This window comes from Nocardia asiatica NBRC 100129 (assembly GCF_000308415.1).
Classification (GTDB): Bacteria; Actinomycetota; Actinomycetes; order Mycobacteriales; family Mycobacteriaceae; genus Nocardia; species Nocardia asiatica.
Genome location: NZ_BAFS01000195.1, coordinates 1 through 18,120, shown reverse-complemented (window position 1 = coordinate 18,120; position 18,120 = coordinate 1). Strand labels below are relative to the sequence as shown.

The window sequence follows — 18,120 nt, the reverse complement described above, 5'->3', positions numbered from 1 at the left end:
AACCACAGTGGCAGTCGAGATGTTCTACGACGACGATGCCGACCTGTCGATCATCCAGGGCCGCAAGGTCGCTGTCATCGGCTACGGCAGCCAGGGTCACGCGCACTCGCTGAGCCTGCGCGACTCGGGCGTCGAGGTCCGGGTGGGCCTCGCCGAGGGTTCGAAGTCGCGTCCGAAGGCCGAGGAGGCGGGCCTGACCGTCGGCACGCCGGCGGAGGTCTCGGCGTGGGCGGACCTGATCATGGTGCTCGCGCCCGACACCGCGCAGGCGTCGATCTTCACCAATGACATCGAGCCGAACCTGAAGGACGGCGACGCGCTGTTCTTCGGCCACGGCCTCAACATCCACTTCGGCCTGATCAAGCCGCCTGCCAACGTCACCATCGGCATGGTCGCCCCGAAGGGCCCCGGCCACCTGGTGCGTCGTCAGTTCGTCGACGGCAAGGGCGTTCCGGCTCTGATCGCCATCGACCAGGACCCGAAGGGCGAGGGGCAGGCGCTGGCGCTGTCCTACGCCAAGGGCATCGGCGGCACCCGCGCGGGCGTCATCAAGACCACCTTCAAGGAAGAGACCGAGACCGACCTGTTCGGTGAGCAGGCCGTGCTGTGCGGTGGCACCGAGGAACTGGTCAAGACCGGTTTCGAGGTCATGGTCGAGGCCGGTTACGCGCCGGAGATGGCCTACTTCGAGGTGCTGCACGAGCTGAAGCTGATCGTCGACCTGATGTACGAGGGCGGCATCGCGCGGATGAACTACTCGGTGTCCGACACCGCCGAGTTCGGTGGCTACCTGTCGGGCCCGCGGGTCATCGACGCCGACACCAAGAAGCGCATGCAGGACATCCTGAAGGACATCCAGGACGGCAGCTTCGTCAAGCGTCTGGTCGCCAACGTCGAGGGCGGCAACAAGGAACTCGAGGCGCTGCGCAAGCAGAACGCCGAGCACCCCATCGAGGTCACCGGCGCCAAGCTGCGCGGCCTGATGAGCTGGGTCGATCGCCCGATCACCGAGACCGCCTGATTTTTCGGCTGATTCGCACGGGTGGCCCGCTCCGGAACTCGGAGCGGGCCACCCGCGTCTTCGCGGACCTGCTAACTGCTGCCGAACATGCCCGGCCCGAAGCCTTGTCCGTAACCCTGCCCGAAGGGGCCGCCGTACTGGTTGTAGCCCCAACCGAACAGCGGATTGTTGTTGCAGCTCCAGTTTTGGAACGGACCGAAGTCGCACCGGTCGTAATACGGGTCGTACCAGGCCTGGGTGACCCCGGGGGTGCTCGGGGTAGCCGAGGCGGGCATCGCCAACGCGGTCAACGGGATTGCGGCGATCGCACCGGCGACGGCCACGCGGGCCAGGGTGCGGCGTGCGCTGATTGTGGAGAACAACGTAAATCCTTTCACTCTGCGGTGAGTGTTTCCGCCCACCATCCCCCGTTGCGGGTCTGCCCACGACCTCCCCCGTGGACAGATCTTGGATCTACGGTCACTGCTTCGCGGTCGCGCTCACCGACGGGGCAGGGACTGCACGACTTCACTCTTGCGCACTTCGCGCGAAAGGTCACGGGGGTTGTCTCCCCTGGGGGCAAAATCAAACCGCAGTATTAGGGGCAACCCCCCATGTGTGTTGCTTGGTGATCGCCAAAGGCGACTGCTCATCCCGGAGCGTGCGGGAGCGTTGCCTCCGCTTTCATTCGTTACTCGCTCGTACTGCCGCTGGGGCCTAAGGTTCTCCCGGACAACGAGGTCAGGTAGCCGAAGATTCTCTACCCGAACGGATTGTGAACCTTGCCCGATTCGACCGATATTCCTCTCGCGACCATCTCGAATTCTGCGTCGGCCGGTCGGCGTCCGGAGGCGATCCACCGATTTCTCGTGCAGCCCGCCGACGCGGGCATCCTGGGATCGGTCGACGGCGGCAAACTCCTCGAATGGATCGACAAAGTCGCCTACGCGGCGGCGGCCCAGTGGAGCGGCCGCTACTGCGTCACCGCCTATGTCGGGAACATCCATCTCGACCGGCCGATCGCGGTCGGCGAGCTGGTCGAATTGCATGCCAATCTCGTGCACACCGGGCGCACCAGCATGCACATCCTCGTGACGGTCTACTCGACCGATCCCACCCGCGTGCGGCAGGTGCAGTCGGCACAATGTCTGACGATCTTCGTCGCGGTGGACGAGGAGAGGCGCAATGTGGAAGTCCCGCAATGGCATCCGACCACCATGCTGGAAATGCGGCGGCATCGGCAGGCGCGGGCCAGGATTTCGGTGCGCAAGCAGATCGAGGAGGCGATGGCCGCCCAGCGCTACACCTCCGCGGGCACCGCGCCGAGCGCCACTTTGCGCTTCCTGGCAGCGCCTTCGGACATCAACTGGGGCGGCAAGGTCCACGGTGGCCGGACGATGCGGTGGATCGACGAGGCGGCATACGTGTGCGGTGCGAACTGGGCCGGACAGCGCGTCCTCACCTCCTACTTCGGCGGGATCCGCTTCTACCGGCCGATCGTGATCGGCCACGTCGTAGAGGTCACCGCGCGACTGATCCACACCGGGCCGCGCAGTATGCACGTGAGCGTGCACGTGACATCCACCGACGCCCACTCCGACGAACCGGCGCTGGCCGCGCACGGTCTCGCTGTGGTCGTCGCGGTGGACGACCACGGAAAAGCGCGAGCCGTGCGGCGGTGGGAGCCGGTCTCCGAGGAGGATCGCGCACTCGACGCGCACGCCAGGCACCTGATCGAACTGCGTGCGCTGGTCGAGCCGTTCACCATGGCCGGCACCGTGCCGTCCGACGCCGAACCGAGTCATTTCCGGACATCGGGGCCGGTCTAGACTGCGCGCAGGGCGATCTGTCCGTTCGCGACGAGGTTCAGGGGGCGGCCATCGAGCAGCGTGGGGAAGCACGGCATCCATCGAGGCGAGTCGCGAGGGTGCTGGGTGCGGCCGTGGCCTCGGTGATTCTGGTGAGCTGCCAGCCGAGTGACGACCCAGTTCCCGAGACGGTTTCCACCCCGATCCTGGACTGCGACGGCACGATGCCGATCGGCCCGCAGATGATCTCCGATCCTAGCTTCGCGAAATTCGCCGCCGGACTGCAGCTTCCACCGCACGTGCAGATCGCGTCCGGAGGAGCGCGAGTCTCGCCCGCCCATCCCGATGCGATGGACTTCTCGCTCGATCTGTGCGTGCCAGGCTCGAACGGGCTGCCCGATCTGCTCGCAGTGGCAACCGAAATCGCGTACGCGCTGAAGCGACACCCGCTCGGGTCCCGCACAGCCGCCTTGTCGATCGCCCGCGTCGGCCCGGATGCCGAGCGACGAATGGAGGTGCGCGATCCGGACTTCCGGAACCACCCTTGGGACAGGACGGCATCGGGGGAGGCCGAGCTGAAACGATGGGAAGTGGTCAGCGAGTAGCCCGAGCGCCGCGGAGCCGGCGTCGGAGAATCTTCCGGATTACAGGCGTGGTGTCCAGGAAAGAGGTCCTGCACTTCTGAAGCTGACGCCGAAGGTCGGGAGCTACCCATCACTGAGCGGGTCACCGGCGCTGCCACGACGTTATTCCCGGGTATCGGGGGCACGAAGTGCCCGGTCTAGACTAGTTACCGATGAGTAAGTTCTTCGCGTCGGTGGACGAGGTGACCGGCCGTCTCACCGAGGCCGGGTACCTCCCGTCCCTCGACATCGCCACCGCCGTGTTCCTCGCGGGCCACCTCGGCAAGCCCCTGTTGATCGAGGGGCCGGCGGGTGTCGGCAAGACCGAGCTGGCCAAGGCCGTCGCCGCCGCGACCACGTCCGACCTGGTGCGGCTGCAGTGCTACGAGGGCATCGACGAGGCGCGCGCCCTCTACGAGTGGAACCACGCCAAGCAGTTGCTGCGCATCACCGCCGGCGACAAAGAAAGCTGGGACAGCGCCCGCGACCACGTCTTCACCGAAGAGTTCCTACTGGCGCGCCCGTTGCTGGCCGCCATCCGCAACTCGCGCGCCACGGTGCTGCTCATCGACGAACTCGACAAAGCCGACGCGGAACTGGAAGGGCTCCTGCTCGAGGTGCTCGGCGACTACCAGGTGAGCATCCCCGAACTCGGCACCGTCACTGCGGTGCGCAAGCCGTTCGTCGTCGTGACGTCCAACGCCCACCGCGAATTGTCCGAAGCGCTCAAGCGGCGCTGCCTGTATCTGCACATCGACTATCCGACGGCGGAACTCGAGCGGGCGATCGTGCGGATGAAGGTCCCCGAGCTGGACGAGGCGCTCGGCGAGCCGGTGGTCCGGGTGGTCGGCGCTCTCCGGCAACTCTCCTTGCGCAAGCCGCCGTCGATCTCCGAGACCGTGGACTGGGCGAAGACGCTGGTCGCGCTGGGTGCGCGAAACCTGTCCGGAGAGGTTGTCCGGTCGACGCTCGGTGTGCTGCTGAAATATCGGTCCGACCATCGCCTGGCCATCGAACGGCTCGGGTTGCCCGATACGGACGCCGAGCAGGGGAGGGCGGCGCGATGAGGCTCGAACGGTGCCGATCGGCAGGAACCGAATCTGCCGCGCGAGTCGGTGCCGTTTTCTCGTGTGCCGACCGGTCCGCACATCGCCGACCATCCCGCGTGCTGCGCGGGCAAGCGATGGGTTCTGTGGAGTGGGCGTCTCCTCGAGCTCGTGCAGCGATTCGGCGGACAGGGACTCGATCCGTTGTGAAGTCGGGCTTTCTCGGTGGTTGCCGACTCTTCCGCAGCATTCCAGCGTCGCGAGGCATCGACTGCGGATGCGTCCTCGCACGCCACCTGCACATCTCCACACGGCAGATCCCGGCGCAGCCCCGCACTGCGTTCGGCTCACACCACAATTGGTCCAGCGAGCGCAGAGATATGGCGGCAGTAGGTCACTATTTGTCTACCGCCGAGCAGAGCATTGGTGCTGGGGTGCGGTGTGAGCATGGTTGACGGGATTGCGGGCGGGGCAGGCAACCAGGTGTTCGACTCGGTGACCGATCGGCTCGTCGAGTTCGTCGGTCTGTTGCGGGAGTACGGTATCAACGCCGGGCCGAGCGAGACCATCGACGCGGCCGAGGCGATGCTCGCGCTCGGAGTGGCCGACCGCGATCGTCTGCGCTCCGGCATGGCCGCCTGCCTGTTGCGCCGCAACGGTCAGCGCGCGGTGTTCGACCAGCTCTTCGACCTCTACTTTCTCACCGCCGATCGGCCCGGTCCCACCGCCCCGTCGAGTCCCGAATCTGTCGACGCCCTACGGGATGAGCTGGTTTCAGCTCTCGCGCAGGATGATTCGGGAGCAATCACCGAACTCGCCCGCCGTGCCCTGACCGACCTCGGCGGCTATGGCAGCGTCGGGACCGGACCGGTCACCACCGCTTCCGGCGCGGGTTGGTCCTCCTATCTGACGATGAAAGCCATACGCCCGGAAGAACTCATCGATCGCATCGTCGCGGGCATGAACGGAACTTCCCAGCTCGACACCACCGTCCACACGATCGAAGCCAACCGACGCCTCGCGGCATTCCGCACCGCCGTCCAAACCGAGGCCCGGCTGCGCTCGGCGCAACTGCGCGGCACCGAGTACATCGCCCGCCGCGGTGTCGAATCCAGCACCGACCAGATCGATTTCCTCGGAGCTCGCGAACAAGACCTCGCCGAAATGCGCCGCCTGGTCCACCCTTTGGCCCGCAAACTCGCCACCCGCCTCGCCGTCCGCCGCCGCAAAGCCGTGCGCGGCCAGATCGACCTGCGCCGCACCCTGCGCCGCTCGATGTCCACCGGCGGCGTCCCCATCGACCCGGTCCTGCGCGCACGCAAACACGGCCGCCCCGACCTGGTCGTCCTCGCCGACATCTCCGGCTCGGTCACCGGCTTCGCCGAATTCACCCTCCACCTCATCCAGGCCCTACAGGACCAGTTCAGCAAGGTCCGCAGCTTCGGCTTCGTCGACACCTGCGACGAGATCACCCCCTTCTTCACCCCCGGCGAGCCACCCACTCCCGGCACCGCCGCCCGAATCCTCCGCTCCACAAAGGTCGCCCGCTTCGGCAGCTCCAACTACGGCGAAGCCTTTCAGGGCTTCCTCGACAACTACGCCGACGCCCTCGGGCCGCGCACGTCCGTACTGATCCTCGGTGACGGTCGCACCAACCGCACGGACCCGAATCTCACTGCGGTACAGGCGATTGCCGACCGGGCGAAGCACACCTACTGGCTCAACCCTGAGCCGTCGCGCTCGTGGTCGACGGGGGACTCCGCAGCGCACGTTTACGCGGAGTGCGTGACGATGCACGAGTGCCGGAACGTCAAGCAGTTGACCGAGGTCATTGCGCGGCTACTGCCTGCGTGACTCGGCTCGCTGAGACGACATCGAATCGCATCGGTGTGTCTCCAGCCGAGCTATACGGCTACCCGCACCGACGTCAGCAGACGCAGCCGGCGAGCGAATCGAGAGCCGACGGAACCATTGCTGCCACGGTTCGCACACCGTGACAGCAATCGGCTTCTTCCTTCTCAGAGTCAGTCGGAATCATCATCCCAAGCACCGAGACGGTGTATGGCTCTGGGATGCGGGCTTTCGAAATCGCCACCGCCCAACCCGTCTCCCTGTCGACTTCGGATCTGCCAGGCAACTCCGACCCAGCACCCGTCAGCACCGAGGAAGGCATGCTCTTCTGCACCACCCGAGCAAATTCCATCAATAATGGCTGCCACGTGCGAAAGCCGCCCGGGGTTGCCGATCGTGTAGTCGGCGAGGCCGTCGATGCACCACCCTGTCCGTATCCGCGCCGCTTCATCGTCGAAACGGGTGATGAGGATGCTTCGGGCGGAATGATCGTGTGGTCGGGATGTGGTCGCCGACACGATCACTTGCCCTTCCGACAGATGCGTGGTGGCACCGTAGCGGATCGCGACATCGCAGATTTCGGGGACCAAGTCTTCCCACGTTCGATCATTGCCCATGACACTCCTCGATTTACTTGCATTTTATCGTAACCGAGTCCGAGTATTCCCATGCTATCGAGCCTGAGGGCTTGCCGCGATACACCCCGTTCCCGCTGGCACCTGTTCGATACTCGCCGTCCCTGCATTCGGCGGTGGCCTGGCCCGTGTACTTCTGACCCGCGGTCGTATCGGAGTAATCTGCCCTGCCTTCGTTGACAGTATCCCACTTTCCGTTCTTGCGTTGTTGGAGTCTCGCGAGCACGGTGAGCGATTCGGCGGCTACGGTACATGTAAGACGGGCTTTACCAACGATCCACCCGGGTGACCCTTTCGATTCGTGGGGGTATTCTGGCTTGGCTTCGATGTCGACACTGCAGTGTGCATACTCCGGTGCAGCGTTGGCGAGAGTGGGAATCGCCATCGAGCCGAACAGCAGCGCAGCGGCAAGTGTAGTGCCGAGCAGTGCTCGGTGATGTCCCGACGTGGCAGTTGCGGTGAAATTTTCGGTTCTCGGATTGCTGAGATGGTTCATGGCTAGCCTAACTATTAGTCGCGTACTGTGAACAGCGCGCCGTACGGCTCTGGTGTCAGGGTGTGGCGGTCGATCCTCGCCGATGGCGGCGAGGATCGTTTGCTGTTAATTTTTGTAAGGCGGCACCATTTCATGAGCATGAAAGGTGGAAGGTCGGGCTGATTACGATTAGTAACATCCTTCAGCCGGCTTCGCCGGTCGTTGGATCAATTCTCATTCCCCACTTTTCAACAGTCGTCAGGATCGCGCGATCGCATAGCCAAGACCGACCTCCCCCTCTCGGGCAGGCTCGTCTACTCGAATCAGGCTGCTTCCTGTTGTGCCTTTCACTGACTTAGACGGGGATTCTCGAAGAGCGGTTCCATCCAGTATGTGATGACTTGAGTCACATTCGAACTGGTTGGTATTCATTGCTTGTCTGAGGGAGACGTCGACTGCACTGCATGAGTCCGATGCGCCGCTCATGCATTCCCTTCCGGTCGCTACGGACTACTGTGGCGAAGCCTTCCAAGGCTCCCTCGACAACTACGCCGACGCCCTCGGCCCGCGCACGTCCGTGCTCATCCTCGGTGATGGTCGCACCAACCGCATGGACCCCAATCTTCCTGCGGTTCAGTCAATTGTCGACCGAGCGAAGCGCACCTACTGGCTCAATCCCGAGCCGTCTCGGTCGTGGTCGACGGGGACTCCGCGGCCCACGTGTACGCGGAGTGCGTGACGATGCACGAGTGCCGCAACGTCAAGCAGTTGGCCGAGGTCATAGCCCGGCTGTTGCCCTCGTGAGAACCATCTAGAAGACATGCTCACCACACGCTGGACGAGCGGATTGCCGGCCACGTCGTCGCGACGCGACTCAGTGGCTCGCCGTCTCGATGCGACTCGAAGTTATCCTGATTCACATGGTGTCCGATCCGCCCTGGACGCGGGACGAATTGATCCTCGCCTGTGATCTGGTCATGGACAACGGCTGGCGACAGATTCGAGAGCAAGATCCCCGCGCTGTTGAACTGTCTGAGCTGTTGAATCGTGCATCGATCCATCCGCCCGAGCGCCGAAGTCCGAGGTTCCGAAGCACTGGAAGCGTGTCGCGGAAGACTGCCGATTTGGAGACGGCGCACCCTGACCATCGAGGGGGGAAGACTCGTGGGTCGAAGCAGGACCGAGAAGTTCTGGCCGACTTCCGGAGTTCCCCTGATGAGATGCGCGCAGCTGCTGTGGAGATTCGGAAAGGCATCTTGTCCGGCGAGTTTGCCGGGAAGTCGACAGACGACGTGACTTGGGATGTCGCTTTTCCCCGAGACGTCGGCTTCCGGGAAGGCAAACTTCTCGCCGGTCGATACTTCCGTCGTGAGCGAGATCCTCGGCTTCGTGCGCAGAAGATCGCCGACTTCCTCAAGACGGAAGAAAGGGTCCGGTGTGAGGTCTGCTATTTTGACTTCGAAGCGGTGTACGGACCTCACGGCTCGAATTACATCGAATGCCATCATGTTGTGCCGCTGCATGTCTCGGGTGAAACAAAGACCAGACTGGCGGACCTCATCCTGCTATGCGCCAACTGCCACAGGATGATTCACTACCGATCCCAGTGGCTTCGTCCGGACGAACTTCGTGCTTTGGTGCGCCAGCACGACAGTAGGGCTTGAGGTACGAGTTCACCTCCTCGCCCTTCGCAGGCATCGCTCGACGGATCGGTTGCTTGGCTTGCTCTCGTTGCGTTGATCACTGAGTTCCTGCCGCCGTCTCGTTCAGCGCTTCAGAGCCGAGCCGGAGCACCTCGACCAGGGTGCTGCGGTCGATCGTCAGCTCGAATTCGTTGCCCGAATCGCCGAACACAAACGTCACGTGTTCGTGGCATTCGTCGGCGACAGTCCGGACTGGGCAGCCCTCGCTTGTGCTGACCCAGCTACCAATAGTCAGGTGGTTCCATGTCATCGCTGATCCTTGTCGGCTTGGGCGGCGTCTTGGCAGAGGTGCGCTTTACTTGTTCGGGCGTGCTCAGGCACGCGATCCGCGCCGTCTGGGTCTGGCACATGCACGGATGGATTCGATGACGGCGAGCCCCGACGGCCGATAGCTGTCACGCGGTGCTTGCACCCACACCCGGAATCCGTGTCGATCGGCAGGCGATGGCAGTGCGATCTGTGCCCCGAGGCGGGCCACGGAGGCGTTGAGGCGAAACAATTCTCCGAACAGAGCCACGTCGTCGGGAATGTCTGGCACGACGAGGAATGTCCATCGCTTCGATCGGGGATGGGAGACGATCGGGCCGGGCGGAACGCCGTGTCCCTGCATGTGGCATTTGACCGCCGCGCCGAGTTCGGCGGGGACGGTGACCGCGCCGACGCTGCCGAAGGGGATGAACAGTTGGCGGAGTTGTGGGTGAACCCGCGCGGGCAGCCCGCAAACCTCCTGATAGAACCGGCACCTCGACATCAGGGTGTCTGCGGTTGTGCCGTGTACGAGTGATACTTCGTGCGCCGTACCCTTTGCCGCAAATCCGCGAACCGATCGCATTCCGCTGCCTTTCTGCTCCAGTCGTTCCAGGACGGGCACCGACGCCCGAGAGCCTGACGAGGGTCGGGCATCGAGTGCTGTGGCTAGATTCCGTCGCGGTGGGGTGTTGCGGGAACGCCCCTGGCGGGGAGGACAAGGGGAGGAACAAGGGATGTCGGCGTGGTTCGGACCTGCACGTCACGGGGGCGATGCGATGCTGTGGCTGCGGGATACCGAACGAGGGGGACGGGACTTGTCCGAACCGAATCACCAGCTCAGCGCGGCGAGAGCACGAACCAGGTCGGAAGTGACCGGTCATTCGTTGTCCCGGGCGGAATTGGCCGACGCGGTGAACGCTTGGGTCTATCGCCGGACCGGCCGGGTCGTTCAACTGTCCGGCAACTACATCGGCAAGCTGGAGCGCGGCGTCTTCCGCTGGCCCAACGAGGACTATCGCGCGGGGTTGCGGGCCGTTCTCGGCGTCACGACGGACGCTGAGCTCGGGTTTCGTCCGGCAGAGCGCGGGCCCGGCAGCGTTAGCATGGAAGGGGATGATCCGCCGACGTTCCCGCCTACGGAGGGGAAAGAGGTTGACGACGTGCAACGCCGAACCTTTCTGCTCAGCGCGTCGGCCGCCAGCGTCGGTATGGCGTTCGGATCGGAATCGGCTCGGCACGGGCTCAATAGGGCTGTCTCCGAGAGCAGCGCGGTCGACCTCGATGACTGGAACGAGATCATCCGCGAATATGGAACCTCGTACGTCACTCACACGGCCACAGAGCTGCACGAAACACTGTTGGTGGACGTCCTGAGTCTCGAGACGGCGCTGAACCTGTCGCGTGAGCCGAGCCAGCGCAGCGAGCTGTACAAGATCGGTGCCCTGCTGAGCCAGTACATGGCTCAGGCGGTCGGAGATCTCGGCCGTCGACGTGAAGGTAGGCGCTGGTGGCGCACGGCCTACTACGCGGCAGCCAGCTCCGGTGACCTCCACACGATCATGTTCGTACGGGGGCGCAGTGCTATCCGGGCGATCTATGACGGACAGGAACCTGAGCTCATCCTCGATGAGATCGGCAAGTCGGATCACCTCATCGCGGATGGACCCGTTGCCGGGCGACCGAGTCTGCTTGCCGCGCGTGCTCAGTCATTTGCCCTGTTAGGTCGTGCCGTGGAAGCCGAGTCGTCATTGAACGATCTGCGGGAGACCTTTGCGGCGCTGCCTCCTCCCATGACGAGGGATCACGGCTGGCACTGCTGGGCGTACCCGGAAGAGCGACTCAGGTTCGCCGAAAGTTTCGTGTACTCCCATCTCGGCGATACCCGCCGGGCGGAAGAGGCGCAGTCGGCGGCGTTGGAGCTGTACCCACCCAATAGTCGGCGCGGGCCTTTGCAAATCGAGTTGCAGCGTGCCCTCTGCCTGGTTGCTGCCGGTGACCCGACTGAGGGTGCCGGATACGCGACGACGACCTTGGAAAGGTTGCCGACCGCTCATCGGACACGGTTCGTGATGGGCTTGGGTGAACAAGTCCTCGCGGCCGTACCGAAGGATCAGCGGCGCACTCGGAGTGCGCGAGAACTCCACGAGCTACTGCGGGACGACGCCTTTCTTGCAAGGAAGGCCCTTGAATCATGACCTCGGGCTCGCTCGAACTCGCCCGCTACGACGCCGTCGGGGTGCTCGGGCTCTCGGACGAACTCAGGAACCTCTATCTCGACTCGCACCGCGCACAGCAAGCCGACCCGTGGTACAGCCCAGCGCGATTCTGGGAACGCTTGGAAAGGATGTACGCCCCGATAGCAGGTTTCGAACTGGTCGCGGGCAGGGTCGATGGTCGCATCATCGGCTACGCCTTCGGCACTCCCTACAGCCGTCCACAAGCGGTGTGGAAGAAGGCCGTTCGGGCCTACCCTGAGGTGTCTACCGCATCAAATGCACCGGTGTATATCTTTCGCGAGTTCGCTGTACACCCCGACTGCCAAGGTCGAGGTTTCGCGAGAACCATTCACGACGCCTTGTTGTCGCAGCGTCCCGAACCGCTGGCCTACCTGCTGGTGCGGGTCGGCAATCCGGCACGTGCCGCTTACGAGGCGTGGGGCTGGCGCGTAATCGGCCAAGACCAACCGTTCGCAGACTCCCCGGTTATGGATGAGATGGCCCGGCCGCTGGGCTGAGCGCTGGACCCTCAGCAACGGTTACGGGGACCTCCACAGCATGCGGCCGATCGTGTTCAGGCCGACGGCGTGGTCAGCGCTGAGGTACGCAACCGCACCGTCACCGGCAGGTGGTTCACCTCCAGCGTGGCCCGCGCGACCTCGCGCACCGCAGCTCCCGGCACCAATTCCAGACGCGCCCGGGCGACAACCGTAGCCAAAATGGTGATCGCCTCGTACCAGGCGAACGGTTCGCCGATGCAGTTGCGGTTGCCGAGGCCGAACGGTTGATAGACCCCGGACCGGGTCACGGTCTTGCGGTATTGCGGCGTCCACCGGTCGGGGTCGAACCGTGCCGGATCGTCGAAATGCTTCGGACTGTTGTGCAGCGTGTACGGCGAATAGAAGATCGTGGTGTCCGCGGGGAGCCTGACTCCGCCGAGGTCGAGTTGCTCGATCGTCTCGCGTGTGCCGAGCCAGGTGGGAGCGTATCGGCGCAGCGTCTCTGCCATCACTCGCTCGGTGTACTGGAGTCGCTGGATATTTTCGGCGGTGACCGGGCCGCCGCGCAGTACCTCGGCGACTTCGTCCTCGACGCGCTCGCGCACATCCGCGCGCCGGGCCAGCTCGTAGAAGGCGAAGGCCATGGTGTTGGCGGTGGTCGCGAAGCCGGCGGCGTAGAGCGTCATCACTTCGTCGTGCAGCTCGCGGTCGGTGAGTCCGGTGCCGTCGTCGAAGCGTGCCGTGAGCAGCATCGACACCAAGTCGCCGTAATCGGTTCCGCTCGCACGGTATTCGGCGATGATGCGGTCGATCGCATCGGAGAGCCTGCGTACTGCGGCATCGAATGCGCGGTTGCGCAGCGGGACGTGGGCCAGCCACGGCATCATCGTCCGCTTCGGTAGCTCGTCGACGATCACGGGGAACGAACGCAGTGATTCCGCGACCACTGCTTCGCCGAGTTCGCTGGCGAACAGAGCTTTCGCGACGATCCGCATGGCCAGCACCCGCAAGCGGTCATCGAGTTCCAATCGGGCGCCGTCACTCCAGCTGTCGACCATGGCATCGGTTTCCTGTTGCATGATCCGCACATAGCCGGCGATCCTCTCGTGGTGGAAGGCCGGTGCCATGAGGCGGCGATGCCGCAGGTGCTTGGGCTCGGCCGACACGGACAAGCCATCACCCAACAGCGCGCGCATGGCCTCGAAGAAGGCCCCCTTCTCGACACTGTGCGCCTCCTTGCCGCGCAGCAACGAAACGATCAGCTCCGGCGCGGTCACCAGGTAGGCGTCTCTACTGCCCAACCGGATTCGCGCCAACGGCTCCGGCGTCCGGTGCAGTTCGGCGAAGAACTCCAATGGCCTGCTTCGTAGCGCCAGGCCGTGACCGACGATCGGCCATGCTCGCTGGACAGGGCGGCCGACAGCCGTATGCGCACTCATGGAGGCCCCTCGTGAGAGTTCCTGCGCCAATTTTCGCTTACCCGTTCGTGTTTGTCGCGGCTGTGGACAGCGAGTCGCCGGAGTGGAGGACGTTGGGATAGGGTCCGGCGGGAGGTGTCGGGGATGAGTTTCAGGCTGGCGGCATACGCCGTCTGCATCGAGGACGGACGGGTGCTGCTCGTCCGTTACGTACCACCGAGAGGCGAGACCAACTGGACTCTTCCGGGCGGTGGGGTCGAGCACGCGGAGGACCCGTTCGACGCGGTGACCCGAGAGCTCGCTGAAGAAACTGGCTGCCACGGGGTGGTCGAACGTCTACTCGGCGTGGACTCGAGGGTAATTCCCGCGGCAGCCGCGCATGCCGGAGCCGAGCACCAGAATATCGGCATCTTCTACCGGGTCCGCGTCACCGGCGGGCGATTGCGGCATGAGCCCAATGGTGAGACCGCCGAGCCGATCTGGACCCCGATTCCCGATGTCGCCCGGCTGCGCCGGTCATCACTGGTCGACATCGGTCTGGCGCTGGCTCGGACCCTTCCGGCAACCGGCCACGTCGCTGCCGTCCCGGTCGGCGGCTTGATCCAGCACTGAGCCGCCACCGCCCTCGGTGCGGGAGGGCGCCCGCCCCGAGCAGTGAACGATCTTCCACGACGTGGCCGGCCCGGCCTCCTGACGTCAGCGTCGGACTTCGGCGACCTGCACCGCTCGTCCCTCGTGGCGCGACACTTCGCAGGCCTCGGCGATGTAGAACGCCTCCAACGCGTCGGCCGGAGTGCAGGGGTTTTCGAGTCGGCCGGTGGCGACTTCGATGAATGCCGCCAGTTCGTCGGCGTACGCCGGACGGAACCGCTCCATGAAGCTCGAATAGGGAGGATGGGGGGAGGGGCTGTGGTCGGGCTCGACCGAAGTCAGGGGCGCGCGATCGTCCAACCCGACGATGGCGTTCCCCTCTGAGCCCAACACTTCCAGCCGGACGTCGTACCCCGCGCCGTTGTAGCGGGTCAGCGAAACGTTCGCGAGGGCTCCGTCGTCCAGGCGCAACAGCACGGCGGCGGTGTCCACGTCGCCCGCTTCGGCGAAGAACGACCCGCCTCGGTTCGATCCGAGGGCGAACACCTCGCTGATCTCCTGCCCGGTCACCCAGCGGACGATGTCGAAATCGTGCACTCCGCAGTCACGGAAGATGCCGCCGGAGCGCGAGATGTATTCGGCGGGGGGTGGGGCCGGGTCGAGGGTGGTGGCGCGCAGAGTGTGCAGCCAGCCGAGTTCGCCGGAGCGGACGGCCGCACGCGCCGCGCGGTAGCCGGCGTCGAAGCGGCGTTGGAAACCGATCTGGACCGGGACGGTGGAGTCGCGGGTGTGCTCGATGACTGCGAGGGTGCCGGTGATGTCCGCCGCGACGGGCTTCTCGCAGAAGACGGGGATGCCCGCGTCGACGGCGCGGATGATGAGTTCGGGGTGGGCGTCGGTGGCGGTGGCGATGACCAGGCCGTCGAGGCCGGCGGCGAAGAGGGCGTCGAGGTCGGGGGCGAATTCGACGCCGAGCACGGCGGCGGTGGTGCGGGCGCGGTCGGCGTCGGCGTCGGCGACCAGGACGGCGCCGATGTTCGGGAGTTTCCGCAGGGTCTCGGCGTGCGAGGTCCCGATGCGGCCGGTTCCGGCGAGACCGAGGGTGACGGCTCGGTGAGGTGACATCGGCTCTCCTTATATATGGGATAGCGACGTGCGTGGGCGGGCGGCACAGCCCGGTGTCGGATCAGCGTGGAGCGGTCGTGGTGGAGCGGACGACGAGCGAAGGTTCCAACCGGCGGCGGACCGGGGCGGTGCGGCCGTCGCGGAGTCGTTCGGTGAGAGCCTCGATCGCGAGGCGGCCCATCCGGATGCGGGGCTGGTCGATGGTGGTCAGCGCGACGTGGCGCAGGGCGGCCAGCGAGGTGTTGTCGTAGCCGACCACCGAGACGTCCTCCGGTACGCGTAATCCCGCTTCCTCCAGCGCGGACATCGCCCCGACGGCGTTGAAGTCGTTACCGCACACCAGCGCGGTGGGAAAGTTGTCGCGCGAGAAGAGGTTCAGCAGTTTGCGCACCGCGGCCGTGCCGGCGGAATCGGTGTGCTCGCTCGGCACGACCATCGGTTCCAGCCCGTGGCGCTGCATGGCGGCGCGATAACCCTTACGGCGGGGCGCGGAGGTGAAAGCGCCGCCGCCGTCGAGGTGGACGATGCGCTGGTGCCCGAGCGAGACCAGGTGATCGACGGCGAGGGCGGCGCCTGCCTCGCCGTCGTCGTTGACGGTATCGATGCCCGCGACGGTGGAGGTGCGCGACACCAGCACCAGCGGAGCCTGCTGCGCCGCTTGACGAATGACGGCGGCGGGCAGGATCGGGGACAGCAGGATGACGCCACCGGGCCGGAACGAGAGCAGGCTGCCCAAGGCGGTGCGTTCGCGGTCGGCGCTGCGCCGGCCGGTGTTGAGGATGAGTTCGAGCCCGGACTCCTGGGCGGCGGTGTCCATGCCTTCGACCACGTCGGCGAAGAAGGCGTTGCGCAGGTCGGAGACCAGGACGCCGACGATGTCGGAGGTCCGGCTGGCCAGCGAGCGGGCCAGAAAATGCGGTTGGTAGCCCAGGTCTTTCGCCGCGTTCAGCACGGCGCGGCGGCGGTGCTCGCTGACCTTGGGTGAGTTGCGCATGACGAGCGAGACCAGAGCGCGGGAGACGCCCGCACGCGCGGCGACGTCTTCCATGGTCGGCCGTGCCATGTCGCCTCCGTTCCGCGTCCGCGACCTCCTGCCGGGACGGACGATACGCGGTGCGTGCGAGCGGAGCAATAGAGCGCTCCAATCTGCCTCGCCGCCCTCGCCGCCGTCCTCGAATCCGGCGCTGATGCTGCAATAATTGCTGGTAGATCAGCTTTTAGTCGCCACGCCGGAAGTCCTTGACACACTATGACCTGCGTTACATAGTTGGAGCGCTCCAATAGAACGGGGCCAACTCGATATCGAAGGTCGGAGAAGTGCCGATGACCGAATCCCTGCACCCGCTGCGCCTCGCGGCCGCGCCGATCTCCTGGGGAGTCTGCGAGGTCCCCGGCTGGGGTCACGTGCTCGACGCCCGCACCGTTCTGTCGGAGATGGCCGCGCTCGGCTTGCGCGCCACCGAACTCGGGCCGCCCGGCTATCTGCCGCGCGACCCGGGTGCACTGCGCCAGCTGCTCGATGACTTCGGCATCGCCGCGGTCGGCGGCTTCCTCGCCGTGGTGCTGCACCGTGACCGGCAGGACGCCCTCGCGCAGGCGGGGCGCACCGCCGCGCAGCTGGCCGCCACGGGCGCGGAAGTGCTGGTGCTCGCCGCCGCGACCGGTCTCGGCGGATACGACGCGCGCCCACAGCTCGACGACTCGCAATGGCGCGCCCTGATCGATACCGCCTCCGCGATCCGGGACCTCGCCGCCGCGCACGGCCTGCGCACGGTGCTGCATCCGCATGTCGGCACCCATGTGGAGAGCGAGGACGAGGTGGAGCGGTTCCTCGCCGATACCGACCTCGACATCTGCCTGGACACCGGGCATCTGCTCGTCGGCGGGGCAGATCCCGTGCGGCTCGCGCGGCGGCACGCCGAGCGCGTCGGGCACATCCATCTCAAGGACGTCCGTGGCCCCTTGGCCGACCAGGTACGCGGCGGGAAGCTCGAGTACAGCGAGGCGGTGCGCCGCGGCCTGTACGTCCCGCTGGGCGAGGGCGACGTCGACATCGCGGCATTGGTGCACACGATGCGGAGCGCGGGCTATCGCGGCTGGTACGTGCTGGAGCAGGACGCCGCGCTGCGGACATCAGACTCGGCGGACAAGCCGAGCGGCGACACCGGGCGCAGCCTGCGATACCTCGCCGACATCACGCTCACCGCGGCCGGAATCTAGGCGATGGCGACGATGTCTTCTCGATCGTGGCGCGGTGTGACCGCGCGATATCCCAGCCGACTGCTGCCGTGGATCGCCACGGCCGCCCTGCTGGCCGGGTGCAGCGGTCCCGGCGCCGACGCGCCCGCCCCTTCGCGGACGCCGATCGCCGTCGGGACGGTGAAAGCGGTAGCGGTGGTGACACACGGCAGTCCGGGCGACGCGTTCTGGAATGTCGTCAAGAACGGCGCGGAGGCCGCCGGGAAGGACCTGGGTGTCCGGGTGGACTACAACGCTTCCGGTGATCCGGGTCAGCAGGCGAAGCTGATCGACAACGCGGTGGCGCAGGGGGTCGACGGCCTCGTCGTCTCCATGGCGAATCCGCAGGCGCTCCGGCCGTCCGTCGAAAGAGCCGTCGCCGCGGGCATTCCCGTGGTGACGATCAATTCCGGCGAATCCGAGAGCGCGAAGTTCGGCGCGTTCGTCCATGTGGGTCAGAGCGAGTCGCTGGCGGGGCAGGCCGCGGGCAGGAGGCTCGCCGAGGCCGGACGCACGAAAATGCTGTGCGTGATCCACGAGGCGGGCAATATCGGCGCGAACGAACGCTGCGCGGGCGCGACGAAAGCGTTCGGCGCCGCGGTGACGCTCCAGGTGGACAGTCAACAATCCGACCGACGCGCA

Annotated in this window: 18 protein-coding genes; 12 read left to right on the top strand and 6 right to left on the bottom strand. The window is 65.7% G+C overall.

All coding sequences use genetic code 11. The features are described from left to right. Nucleotides 1-19 precede the first annotated feature (19 nt). Nucleotides 20-1,021, top strand: a complete 1,002-nt coding sequence (gene ilvC / locus ON27_RS19185; protein ID WP_174377715.1) for a ketol-acid reductoisomerase — start codon at nucleotides 20-22, stop codon at nucleotides 1,019-1,021. 71 nt (nucleotides 1,022-1,092) lie between these two features. Here ilvC and ON27_RS19180 read toward each other — a convergent pair whose 3' ends face one another. After that, nucleotides 1,093-1,383 carry a hypothetical protein gene (locus ON27_RS19180; protein ID WP_043729192.1) on the bottom strand — a complete coding sequence of 97 codons (291 nt, stop codon included), beginning with the start codon at nucleotides 1,381-1,383 and terminating at the stop codon, nucleotides 1,093-1,095. Nucleotides 1,384-1,854: 471 nt separating this feature from the next. Here ON27_RS19180 and ON27_RS19175 point away from each other — a divergent pair, with 471 nt between their 5' ends. The 4 genes from ON27_RS19175 (at nucleotide 1,855) to ON27_RS19160 (ending at nucleotide 6,331) form a co-directional block, all read left to right on the top strand. Beyond that, nucleotides 1,855-2,829: an acyl-CoA thioesterase gene (locus ON27_RS19175; protein ID WP_218003015.1), complete on the top strand. Its 975-nt coding sequence runs from the start codon at nucleotides 1,855-1,857 to the stop codon at nucleotides 2,827-2,829. Nucleotides 2,830-3,032: 203 nt separating this feature from the next. Further along, nucleotides 3,033-3,413 (top strand): hypothetical protein, encoded by a 381-nt coding sequence (locus tag ON27_RS19170; RefSeq protein WP_157227239.1) that lies wholly within the window; start codon nucleotides 3,033-3,035, stop codon nucleotides 3,411-3,413. A gap of 191 nt (nucleotides 3,414-3,604) precedes the next feature. Further along, on the top strand, nucleotides 3,605-4,498 hold the full coding sequence (locus ON27_RS19165; protein WP_043729185.1) for an AAA family ATPase: 894 nt from the start codon (nucleotides 3,605-3,607) through the stop codon (nucleotides 4,496-4,498). Between the two features lie 426 nt (nucleotides 4,499-4,924). After that, nucleotides 4,925-6,331 (top strand): vWA domain-containing protein, encoded by a 1,407-nt coding sequence (locus ON27_RS19160; RefSeq protein ID WP_051046765.1) that lies wholly within the window; start codon nucleotides 4,925-4,927, stop codon nucleotides 6,329-6,331. Between the two features lie 170 nt (nucleotides 6,332-6,501). Here the strand turns inward: ON27_RS19160 and ON27_RS42945 are convergent, their stop codons facing one another. Continuing rightward, nucleotides 6,502-6,945: a hypothetical protein gene (locus tag ON27_RS42945; RefSeq protein ID WP_157227238.1), complete on the bottom strand. Its 444-nt coding sequence runs from the start codon at nucleotides 6,943-6,945 to the stop codon at nucleotides 6,502-6,504. A 977-nt stretch (nucleotides 6,946-7,922) separates the two neighbouring features. Between ON27_RS42945 and ON27_RS41340 the strand changes: the two genes are divergently transcribed. Then, nucleotides 7,923-8,177, top strand: a complete 255-nt coding sequence (locus tag ON27_RS41340) for a VWA domain-containing protein (protein ID WP_245560007.1) — start codon at nucleotides 7,923-7,925, stop codon at nucleotides 8,175-8,177. Nucleotides 8,178-8,358: 181 nt separating this feature from the next. Continuing rightward, a complete protein-coding gene (locus ON27_RS41335; protein WP_157227237.1) occupies nucleotides 8,359-9,102 on the top strand; it encodes an HNH endonuclease in 744 nt (247 codons plus the stop codon). 76 nt (nucleotides 9,103-9,178) lie between these two features. Here ON27_RS41335 and ON27_RS42940 read toward each other — a convergent pair whose 3' ends face one another. After that, nucleotides 9,179-9,391, bottom strand: a complete 213-nt coding sequence (locus tag ON27_RS42940; RefSeq protein WP_157227236.1) for a hypothetical protein — start codon at nucleotides 9,389-9,391, stop codon at nucleotides 9,179-9,181. 733 nt (nucleotides 9,392-10,124) lie between these two features. Between ON27_RS42940 and ON27_RS19150 the strand changes: the two genes are divergently transcribed. Continuing rightward, entirely contained in the window at nucleotides 10,125-11,585 is a 1,461-nt protein-coding gene (locus tag ON27_RS19150; protein ID WP_218003012.1) for an NsdA family TPR-like regulatory protein, read from the top strand. Next, nucleotides 11,582-12,124 carry a GNAT family N-acetyltransferase gene (locus tag ON27_RS19145; protein ID WP_051046764.1) on the top strand — a complete coding sequence of 181 codons (543 nt, stop codon included), beginning with the start codon at nucleotides 11,582-11,584 and terminating at the stop codon, nucleotides 12,122-12,124. The genes ON27_RS19150 and ON27_RS19145 overlap by 4 nt, the downstream gene beginning before the upstream one ends. Before the next feature lie 56 nt (nucleotides 12,125-12,180). Here the strand turns inward: ON27_RS19145 and ON27_RS19140 are convergent, their stop codons facing one another. Further along, nucleotides 12,181-13,545, bottom strand: coding sequence for a cytochrome P450 (locus ON27_RS19140; protein WP_083887665.1), 1,365 nt, complete (start codon nucleotides 13,543-13,545; stop codon nucleotides 12,181-12,183). A gap of 123 nt (nucleotides 13,546-13,668) precedes the next feature. On the opposite strand from ON27_RS19140, the gene ON27_RS19135 reads away from it, so the two are divergent. After that, complete coding sequence (locus ON27_RS19135; protein ID WP_043729177.1) at nucleotides 13,669-14,136, top strand: NUDIX hydrolase; 468 nt, start codon at nucleotides 13,669-13,671, stop codon at nucleotides 14,134-14,136. 84 nt (nucleotides 14,137-14,220) lie between these two features. Here the strand turns inward: ON27_RS19135 and ON27_RS19130 are convergent, their stop codons facing one another. After that, the gene (locus ON27_RS19130; RefSeq protein WP_043729174.1) at nucleotides 14,221-15,240 is read right to left on the bottom strand and encodes a Gfo/Idh/MocA family protein; all 1,020 of its coding nucleotides are present in this window, start codon (nucleotides 15,238-15,240) and stop codon (nucleotides 14,221-14,223) included. A gap of 61 nt (nucleotides 15,241-15,301) precedes the next feature. Beyond that, nucleotides 15,302-16,303 carry a LacI family DNA-binding transcriptional regulator gene (locus tag ON27_RS19125; protein ID WP_043729170.1) on the bottom strand — a complete coding sequence of 334 codons (1,002 nt, stop codon included), beginning with the start codon at nucleotides 16,301-16,303 and terminating at the stop codon, nucleotides 15,302-15,304. A 260-nt stretch (nucleotides 16,304-16,563) separates the two neighbouring features. On the opposite strand from ON27_RS19125, the gene ON27_RS19120 reads away from it, so the two are divergent. Together ON27_RS19120 and ON27_RS19115 are read left to right on the top strand one after the other, a co-directional pair. Continuing rightward, nucleotides 16,564-17,460, top strand: coding sequence for a TIM barrel protein (locus ON27_RS19120; RefSeq protein ID WP_043729168.1), 897 nt, complete (start codon nucleotides 16,564-16,566; stop codon nucleotides 17,458-17,460). A 36-nt stretch (nucleotides 17,461-17,496) separates the two neighbouring features. Then, on the top strand, nucleotides 17,497-18,120 hold a 624-nt coding region (locus tag ON27_RS19115; RefSeq protein ID WP_245560006.1), incomplete at its 3' end, for a substrate-binding domain-containing protein.

Excerpts from the sequence above, each read along its gene's own strand:
- ilvC (WP_174377715.1), top strand. The coding sequence starts at position 20 with ATGTTCTACGACGACGATGCCGACCTGTCGATCATCCAGGGCCGCAAG.
- ON27_RS19170 (WP_157227239.1), top strand. The coding sequence starts at position 3,033 with ATGCCGATCGGCCCGCAGATGATCTCCGATCCTAGCTTCGCGAAATTC.
- ON27_RS19165 (WP_043729185.1), top strand. The coding sequence starts at position 3,605 with ATGAGTAAGTTCTTCGCGTCGGTGGACGAGGTGACCGGCCGTCTCACC.
- ON27_RS19160 (WP_051046765.1), top strand. The coding sequence starts at position 4,925 with ATGGTTGACGGGATTGCGGGCGGGGCAGGCAACCAGGTGTTCGACTCG.
- ON27_RS42945 (WP_157227238.1), bottom strand. The coding sequence starts at position 6,945 with ATGGGCAATGATCGAACGTGGGAAGACTTGGTCCCCGAAATCTGCGAT.
- ON27_RS41340 (WP_245560007.1), top strand. The coding sequence starts at position 7,923 with ATGCATTCCCTTCCGGTCGCTACGGACTACTGTGGCGAAGCCTTCCAA.
- ON27_RS41335 (WP_157227237.1), top strand. The coding sequence starts at position 8,359 with ATGGTGTCCGATCCGCCCTGGACGCGGGACGAATTGATCCTCGCCTGT.
- ON27_RS42940 (WP_157227236.1), bottom strand. The coding sequence starts at position 9,391 with ATGACATGGAACCACCTGACTATTGGTAGCTGGGTCAGCACAAGCGAG.
- ON27_RS19150 (WP_218003012.1), top strand. The coding sequence starts at position 10,125 with ATGTCGGCGTGGTTCGGACCTGCACGTCACGGGGGCGATGCGATGCTG.
- ON27_RS19145 (WP_051046764.1), top strand. The coding sequence starts at position 11,582 with ATGACCTCGGGCTCGCTCGAACTCGCCCGCTACGACGCCGTCGGGGTG.
- ON27_RS19140 (WP_083887665.1), bottom strand. The coding sequence starts at position 13,545 with ATGAGTGCGCATACGGCTGTCGGCCGCCCTGTCCAGCGAGCATGGCCG.
- ON27_RS19135 (WP_043729177.1), top strand. The coding sequence starts at position 13,669 with ATGAGTTTCAGGCTGGCGGCATACGCCGTCTGCATCGAGGACGGACGG.
- ON27_RS19130 (WP_043729174.1), bottom strand. The coding sequence starts at position 15,240 with ATGTCACCTCACCGAGCCGTCACCCTCGGTCTCGCCGGAACCGGCCGC.
- ON27_RS19125 (WP_043729170.1), bottom strand. The coding sequence starts at position 16,303 with ATGGCACGGCCGACCATGGAAGACGTCGCCGCGCGTGCGGGCGTCTCC.
- ON27_RS19120 (WP_043729168.1), top strand. The coding sequence starts at position 16,564 with ATGACCGAATCCCTGCACCCGCTGCGCCTCGCGGCCGCGCCGATCTCC.